Source organism: Phormidium pseudopriestleyi FRX01 (assembly GCF_017313335.1).
Lineage (GTDB): Bacteria > Cyanobacteriota > Cyanobacteriia > Cyanobacteriales > Laspinemataceae > Laspinema > Laspinema pseudopriestleyi.
Map to the genome: position 1 here is coordinate 1 of NZ_JAFLQW010000007.1, position 6,302 is coordinate 6,302.

Consider the following 6,302-nt stretch of genomic DNA (forward strand, 5'->3'; position numbering starts at 1 on the left):
CTACATCCCAAAGTGCCTATATATTCTGGAGTAACGTAGTAATCCTGGCTTAACGAATTACTCAGGCTAATGACACGCTCCTTAATTTCTTAAGAAGCCCGCACTGTAACGGTATTCCGTTCAGTGCGTGTTGTGGTCACAACCGTTCCACTTTATCTTTTTGGCTAATGAAGATGAGAGCAGCAGTGGCGGGGATCACGATCAAGAAAGTACCCCAGAAGAGGCTCCAAAAAAGGTTGGCGAGTGATGGCGTCATAGTTTCTCCTTAAACAAGATTTACATTTCTATCATTTTATTAAACCGTTACCCCGTTGAGAAGTCCAGTTTATTCCAATTCCAAAACTCTATCACTTAAGGGTTCAAGAGGAGAAGCAAGGGTAAGGGACCCTCCACAGGGGGCAGGGATTGAAATACAATAGAGTTAACAAGGTTGTAACAAAACTTAAATTTTTACTCATGATGACATCGGTAGCGATCGCCAGTTGGATCATTGGCCCCTTCTTAGTCGTGATGACCCTATGCTTCATTTTCCGGATTATCCTAACCTGGTATCCCCAAATCGAACTCACTAAATTTCCCTGGAGCCTCATTGCCATCCCCACCGAACCCTTCTTAGCCCCCACCCGCAAAATCATCTCCCCCCTAGGCGGCGTAGACATTACCCCCATTATCTGGGTCGGCATCTTCAGTCTCATCAGAGAAATCCTACTAGGTCAGCAAGGGTTACTCAGAATGATGATGTAGGCAGATCGCGGAGATCGTAGTAACGACTGAAGTCGTTCCCTCTACTCGTGACGAAAGCTGAAGCCGAGTCACGCACTCTTGGCGGCTCTGCCGCCTGTAACGCCTAACCCCCCTGCCTCTCTCCTCGTGTCATGGCTGAAGCCGTGACACGCACTCTTGGCGGCTCTGCCGCCTGTAACGGGACTGGAGGCAGAGCCTCCATAAGCGCGTGACTCGGCTTCAGCTTTCGTCACGAGGAAACAGGACGAGGGACTGGAGGCAGAGCCTCCATAAGCGCGTGAATGACCAATAACCAATGACCAATGACCATCCTCACCCCTTCGACATCATCTGTTCGACAAAATCGGTATAAACATCCCCTTTAATAAAATCGGGATGCTCCAGAATCTTCTGATGGAAAGGAATCGTAGTCGGGACCCCGGTAATAGCGCATTCGCGGAGTGCACGTCTCATCCGCTTGAGGGCCGCAGGGCGATCGCAACCCCAGACAATCAACTTGCCAATCAACGAATCATAATAGGCCGGAATATCATAATCCGTATAAACATGGGAATCCATCCGCACCCCCGGACCGCCAGGGGGTAAAAACCCATTAATCCGTCCAGGACTGGGGCGAAAATTGCGATCGGGGTCTTCCGCATTAATCCGACATTCGATCGCATGACCCCGTAACCGCACTTGGTCCTGACTCAGGCGCAGCTTTTCCCCTTGAGCAATGCGAATCTGTTCCGCAATCAAATCCAACCCCGTAATCATCTCCGTCACCGGGTGTTCCACCTGGATCCGAGTATTCATTTCCATAAAATAGAAATGACCCGAATGATCCAGCAGAAACTCAATCGTTCCAACACCCGTATAATTAATCGACTTCGCCGCCTTCACCGCCGCCTTACCCATTTTCTGGCGCAAGCTAGGCGTTAGGGCCGGACTGGGCGCTTCTTCCAGCAATTTTTGGTGGCGGCGCTGAATCGAGCATTCCCGTTCCCCCAGATGGATCACATTGCCGTGAGTATCCGCCAGGATTTGGAACTCAATATGGCGAGGGCGTTCAATAAATTTTTCTAAATAAACCCCGGCATTCCCAAACGCCGCTTCTGCTTCCCCTTGCGCCGCCGCAAACAGTTTCGGCAGTTCACTCTCTTCCCGGACTAAGCGCATTCCTCGTCCGCCACCCCCAGCAGTTGCCTTAATAATCACCGGATAGCCGATTTTCTTGGCAATCTCCCGGGCATCCTTTTCATTACTAATTAACCCATAGCTTCCCGGGACCGTCGGCACCCCGGCCTTTTGCATGGTTTCCTTCGCCGTAGACTTATCACCCATTGCACGCATCGCCTCGGGAGTCGGTCCAATAAAACTAATCTGATGATCCGCACAGATTTCGGCAAACCGAGCATTTTCCGACAGGAACCCATAACCCGGATGAATTGCCGTAGCGTTCAGGGTTAAGGCGGCAGAGATGATATTGGGAATATTCAGATAGCTTTTAGCACTGGGAGGTTCGCCAATGCAAACCGCCTCATCCGCCAATTGGACATGGAGAGCATGACGGTCAATGGTGGAGTGTACCGCAACCGTGGCAATCCCCATCTCCTCACAGGTCCGGAGAATCCGAAGGGCGATTTCGCCGCGATTGGCAATGAGAACTTTGGAGAATTGCATGGGCCTGCGGTTGCTCAACTCTTAAATATCAATAAAGGATGACCGAATCCTGTGGGTGTCCCGGATTCAGCCGCATAGATATGCCAACTCCCAATCCTATCATGTCTCGGATAATACGAGTTTGTCTCGAAAGCATCCACAGCCTGAAACCTTTGTCCCTAAAGGAATTCTGACGAACTTGAAAAAATCTTTCAAATTGGTGAAACTTTTTAAGAAAAGTATGGTAAGTTAATCAAGGATGAGCTAAGATGGTTCATTGCGTGCGGATGTGGCGGAATTGGTATACGCGCACGTTTGAGGGGCGTGTGGCTTTGCCTTGCGAGTTCGAGTCTCGCCATCCGCATTAAATCTGAAAAGGGGTTACAGCAATAATGTTGTAACCCCTTTTGCTTTATGGCCGGAGACGCCTTCAGGCGTCACTACGAACAAAAGAAAGTATTTCCCCCGTTTGTAGTAACGCCTTCAGGCGTTTCTTCTCTTAATCCTAACAATTCACCTCAGAAAACCAGTCAACCTAATCGCGCCCCAAAAATTACCCCCGCATCTGAACGGGCATGATTAAATGGGTCATTTTTACGCCGGTTAACGGAGATAAAACCACGGGAGATGTAGGTGAATTCAGCTTGATGATAATTTCGGTGGCGCTAATATTCTTCAAGGATTCCATTGCATATTTAACATTAAATGCAATGTCTAAACTCTCTCCGGTAATTTGAGCCGACATGGATTCTCGTCCACTGCCGACATCGGCAGCTTCGACGGAGAGAGAGAGAATTTGTTTTTCTTGGTCGATGGAGAATTTAACGATATTATTTTTGCGATCGGCTAAGACTCCAATTCGTTCTAAGGCGCTTAAAAGTTGGCGGCGTTCTACGGTAACTTGGCGCTCAAAGGACCGGGGGACTAATTGACTATAGGCAGGATATTGACCTTCTAAGGTGCGACTGGTGAGGCGAAATCCTCCCAGTTCTAAGACGATTTGTCCGGGGTCAAAGTTGAGGGAAATCGGTTCATGTCCTTCATGCATTCCCACGATGCGCTCAAGTTCGCGTAAGGCACGCGCGGGAACGGTGACTTCTAATTCATCGGCATCTTCATCGGGTTCTTCTGATTCGTCGTCACTGTCTTCTGTTTCGTTGATGGTTTCCACGATCGCCAAGCGATGTCCGTCGGTGGCAGCAAATTCTAAACTGTCGGCATGGACGATTAAATGAACTCCGGTTAACACTTGCTTGGTTTCATCGGCAGAGGTGGCGAAGAGGGTGCCGTGCAATCCTTGCATCAGGGCCTCGGCGGGAAGTTGCACGGTTTGTCCTTCGGAAATCGTCGGCAATGCAGGAAATTCTTCCGCACTCATTCCCCGGACTTCATACCGTCCCGATGTGGAGATGATGGTGGCTAAAATTCCCGCTTCAGCAGCGGCATTTTCCCCGGTGGAGGGTCTTTCATCGTCGAGGGTGACTTCTCCATCCGGCAGACGAGAGATGATGTCGTTAAAGAGTTTAGCGGGGAGGGTGAGGGTGCCACTGGTTTCGACTTTGGCGGCAAAACTGGTTTTGATTCCCAGAGATAAATCAAAGGCAGTTAAGCTGACTTGCTGCTGTTCCTCATCGGCACTGAGTAGCACGTTGGCGAGTACCGGATGAGTCGGACGAGAGGGGACTGCACGACTGATCAGGGACAGGTTGCTGGCGAGTTCGTTTTGAGCGCAAATAAATTTCATGAGTCGTTAGAGGTGCCTTGTTTGGATTCAGTACAGCGATCGGCGCAATTTCTGCCCGATCGCCCATCCTACCACTGGTTCTTTCTTCTATCCAGTGGTGATGGCGCGATCGCCTTTTTTCTCCTCCTCTCCCCCTGTGGAAAACTTGTGGAAAACTTTACTAATTTTTTCATCACTCACGACTGAACGAGAACCCGGGAACTCCTGATAATCCTTACCCAGGAGATTTACTCGCAAAGTGAATGCGATCGCTCAACTGTCGTAGCAAATTCCGCATTTCCACCTCATTATCCTTGAGCGCCGCAATTTTTTCACAACTGTACATCACTGTCGTATGGTCTTTTCCCCCAAACTCCTCCCCAATCTTCGGTAAACTCAAATCCGTATGCTGACGGATCAGATACATCGCAATCTGACGCGCATGGCTGATTTCTCGCCGTCGCGAATTCCCCTTTAAATCCTCCACAGAAATTCCCAATATCTCCACTACTGCCGTCATCACCGATTCTACCGTGGCCTTGACTGGCTCGGTTTGGGGATTTAAAATCGGCGCAATATTTTCCACCGTCATCGGTAATCCCGAAATGGACAAATAAGCCACAACCCGAATTAATGCCCCTTCTAATTCTCGAATATTTGAGGTAAAATGAGAGGCAATATATTCAATCACATCCCGAGGCAAGCGCATTTTTTCATATTCGGCTTTTTTTTGCAAAATTGCCATGCGGGTTTCTAAATCCGGGGTTTGAACATCCGCAATTAATCCCATTGAAAAACGGGAACATAACCGCTCTTGCAGTCGGGGGATTTGATTTGGGGGTCTGTCTGAGGCTAAGACTACTTGCTTCCCAGCTTCATGGAGGGTATTAAACGTATAGAAAAATTCTTCTTGGGTGTATTCTTTGCCTTCAATAAATTGAATGTCATCGACTAATAACACATCTGCCGCTCGATAATGTTCCCGAAAACTTTGCATACTATCTTTGCGAATTGCAGCAATTAAATCATTGGTAAATTGTTCTGTAGAGACATAAAATATCTTACAATCTGGACAGATTTCTAAGCGATAATGACCGATCGCCTGCATTAGGTGAGTTTTTCCTAATCCGACCCCGCCACAGAGAAACAACGGATTAAACTCCCGTCCTGGATATTCGGCAACGGCGAGGGAGGCGGCATGAGCCATCCGGTTGTTCGCACCCACCACAAATCGGGAAAAGACATATTTGGAATTGAGTTCTGTAGGACGGTGCGGATGGGTGGGACTGGGTTCGGGACTCTGGGTGACGACGGGAGAGGGCCACAGATAGTCACGGCGATCGCTCCCCTGGGTGGCTTCACTGCCGCTGGTGGTGATGTAAATATCCACGGGATGTCCCAAGATATCGGTGACGACATCAGCAATGGTTTTAATGTAATACTTTTGTAACCAGTTGCGGGCAAAGGGATTGGGCGTGTCAATCACCAAGCAGTTATTTTCTAGCTGCACGGCAGTGGCGGTTTTGATCCAGGTTTCAAAGGTGGGACGACTCAACTGCACTTGTAACCGTTCCAGCACCTGATCCCAAAGACTTTCGAGAGGAATCTCCACAACTGACCTCGCAAGCACTAATCTTTGATGCCTTATGACTGTAGCAAAAAATTCTGCCTTGATTAGCCGATCGCCGGGTGATACTTGTATCTGAGCTAACAATTGTCGGTTGTCAACAGGGATATAGTTTAGGAGCCGATCGCGGTTTGGATTCAGGAATTGTCTATAATCAAAGGGGTTAAAGGCTAATTTTTAAGTCTTTTTTACCGAGAATCGGAGTAAAGCCCCCGGATTTATCCGTGGGGATATAAGCCGAGCGACTGACCAAGGGGAAGAAGCAATTATATTCGTTGTTGGTCTTTGATATATTGCTTAATGACAGCTAAGGAGGTCAATAAAATGTTTGGGTGTCAACAAATTTTAATTAATCCCAATAATGAGCTTAAAGCAATTCTTGAGTTTATTTGTGGTGAGTCCAATAAACTACACAACTGCGGAACGTATTATGCAAGGCAACTTTATTTCAAAACAGGTAAAATCCCAGGGCTTGTTTGACTTGCATCGCCTGATGGCTTCTAATCGTCATTTTCAAGCGATGTATTCTCAATCGGCGCAGCAGTGTCTAACCACCGTTGCTGAATC

General features: G+C 48.2%; 7 protein-coding genes and 1 tRNA gene. 4 read left to right on the top strand and 4 right to left on the bottom strand.

From position 1 onward, the window contains the following. Positions 1-136 precede the first annotated feature (136 nt). Positions 137-256 carry a photosystem II reaction center X protein gene (gene psbX, locus J0895_RS00225; RefSeq protein WP_207086141.1) on the bottom strand — a complete coding sequence of 40 codons (120 nt, stop codon included), beginning with the start codon at positions 254-256 and terminating at the stop codon, positions 137-139. A gap of 203 nt (positions 257-459) precedes the next feature. Here psbX and J0895_RS00230 point away from each other — a divergent pair, with 203 nt between their 5' ends. Beyond that, positions 460-744 carry a YggT family protein gene (locus tag J0895_RS00230; RefSeq protein WP_207086147.1) on the top strand — a complete coding sequence of 95 codons (285 nt, stop codon included), beginning with the start codon at positions 460-462 and terminating at the stop codon, positions 742-744. 312 nt (positions 745-1,056) lie between these two features. Here the strand turns inward: J0895_RS00230 and accC are convergent, their stop codons facing one another. Continuing rightward, positions 1,057-2,406 carry an acetyl-CoA carboxylase biotin carboxylase subunit gene (gene accC, locus J0895_RS00235; protein WP_207086142.1) on the bottom strand — a complete coding sequence of 450 codons (1,350 nt, stop codon included), beginning with the start codon at positions 2,404-2,406 and terminating at the stop codon, positions 1,057-1,059. Between the two features lie 262 nt (positions 2,407-2,668). Between accC and J0895_RS00240 the strand changes: the two genes are divergently transcribed. Next, a tRNA-Leu gene (locus J0895_RS00240) sits at positions 2,669-2,749 on the top strand. A gap of 189 nt (positions 2,750-2,938) precedes the next feature. On the opposite strand, the gene dnaN is transcribed toward J0895_RS00240, so the two are convergent. After that, on the bottom strand, positions 2,939-4,129 hold the full coding sequence (gene dnaN / locus J0895_RS00245) for a DNA polymerase III subunit beta (protein WP_207086143.1): 1,191 nt from the start codon (positions 4,127-4,129) through the stop codon (positions 2,939-2,941). A gap of 21 nt (positions 4,130-4,150) precedes the next feature. On the opposite strand from dnaN, the gene J0895_RS00250 reads away from it, so the two are divergent. Then, a complete protein-coding gene (locus tag J0895_RS00250) occupies positions 4,151-4,315 on the top strand; it encodes a hypothetical protein (RefSeq protein ID WP_207086144.1) in 165 nt (54 codons plus the stop codon). 28 nt (positions 4,316-4,343) lie between these two features. Here J0895_RS00250 and dnaA read toward each other — a convergent pair whose 3' ends face one another. Next, positions 4,344-5,720 (bottom strand): chromosomal replication initiator protein DnaA, encoded by a 1,377-nt coding sequence (gene dnaA / locus J0895_RS00255; protein ID WP_207086145.1) that lies wholly within the window; start codon positions 5,718-5,720, stop codon positions 4,344-4,346. A 376-nt stretch (positions 5,721-6,096) separates the two neighbouring features. Here dnaA and J0895_RS00260 point away from each other — a divergent pair. After that, positions 6,097-6,302: hypothetical protein (locus tag J0895_RS00260; RefSeq protein WP_207086146.1), on the top strand; the 206-nt coding region annotated here is incomplete at its 3' end.

Excerpts from the sequence above, each read along its gene's own strand:
- psbX (WP_207086141.1), bottom strand. The coding sequence starts at position 256 with ATGACGCCATCACTCGCCAACCTTTTTTGGAGCCTCTTCTGGGGTACT.
- dnaN (WP_207086143.1), bottom strand. The coding sequence starts at position 4,129 with ATGAAATTTATTTGCGCTCAAAACGAACTCGCCAGCAACCTGTCCCTG.
- accC (WP_207086142.1), bottom strand. The coding sequence starts at position 2,406 with ATGCAATTCTCCAAAGTTCTCATTGCCAATCGCGGCGAAATCGCCCTT.
- J0895_RS00230 (WP_207086147.1), top strand. The coding sequence starts at position 460 with ATGACATCGGTAGCGATCGCCAGTTGGATCATTGGCCCCTTCTTAGTC.